Origin of the sequence: Mesorhizobium sp. M1027, assembly GCF_040318745.1 — a bacterium.
GTDB lineage: Bacteria > Pseudomonadota > Alphaproteobacteria > Rhizobiales > Rhizobiaceae > Mesorhizobium.
Map to the genome: position 1 here is coordinate 1 of NZ_JAMYMW010000031.1, position 1,052 is coordinate 1,052.

Sequence of the window (1,052 nt, forward strand, 5' to 3'; positions counted from 1 at the left end):
CTAGAGTCTTTCACGTTTTGACGGAAGCGTAGCCGGCGTTTGCGAAGTAGTTGTTGCATTCGGTTGCCTCGATCGTTTCAACAAGGTGGCCGATGTGGCGCCAAGTGTCCTCGGCGGTACGCTTCTGCGCTTGGCGCATCCAGTGTTTGATCTTGGCAAAGGCCTGCTCGATCGGGTTGAGGTCGGGAGAGTAGGGCGGCAAATACCAAAGCCTGGCGCCGGCGGCCTTGATCATCTGTCTGATGGCGGCCGACTTATGGCTTCCCAGATTATCCATGATGACGATATCGCCGGGCTTCAGCACGGTGATGAGCTGTTGCTCGACATAGGCGCGGAAGCATTGGCCGTTGATCGGGCCGTCGAAGACGCAAGGTGCCGCGAGCCTATCGCAGCGTAGCGCGCCGAGGAAGGTCAGCGTGCGCCAGTGGCCGTGCGGGGCCAAGCCGCGCAGCCGCTTGCCCTTCGGCCCCCAACCGCGCAGCGGAGCCATGTTGGTCTTGATCCAGGTCTCATCGATGAAGACCAGATGCTGCGGATCGAGGCCGGCCTGCCAAGAGCGCCATCGCTGACGCCTGCGGGCAATATCGGCGCGCGCCTGCTCAAGGGCGAACAGCGTTTTTTTTGAAGCTCAGGCCCTCGCGCCTCAAGAACATCCAGACCGCGTTGTGCGAGACCTTGACCCCGCGTGCGGCCAACTCATCCTTCAGACCGTGCAGCGTCAGATGCGGTGTCTCACGCAGACGCGCCTCGATGAAGGCACGGTGCGGCTCCAGCACCCTCTTGCGATGTCCGCCCATCTTGCCAGGCGCAACCGAGCCAGTCGCCCGATGGCGCTGCAACAACTTCACCGCCGCCGAAACCGAAATGCCGAACCGTTTCGCGGCCGACCGGCGGCTCTCGCCACCCAAAACCGCCGCTACAACACGTTCGCGAAGATCATCCGAAAGCGGTCGCGTCATCCGATGCTGGCCTCCACTCCAGCCAGCATCTTGAATCACAGAACCGACTGATCGGGAATCCCCTTCGATTCCGTCAAATCAGGAACCGCTCTA

At 61.7% G+C, this 1,052-nt stretch carries 1 protein-coding gene; it reads right to left on the minus strand.

The features are described from left to right. Positions 1 to 10: 10 nt before the first annotated feature. Positions 11 to 959, minus strand: a protein-coding gene (locus NKH50_RS28920) for an IS630 family transposase (protein WP_352650035.1) whose coding sequence is annotated in 2 segments (ribosomal slippage) — positions 11 to 622 and positions 624 to 959 — 948 coding nt in all. Because the reading frame shifts where the segments join, the coding sequence is not laid out codon by codon here. Positions 960 to 1,052: the final 93 nt, after the last annotated feature.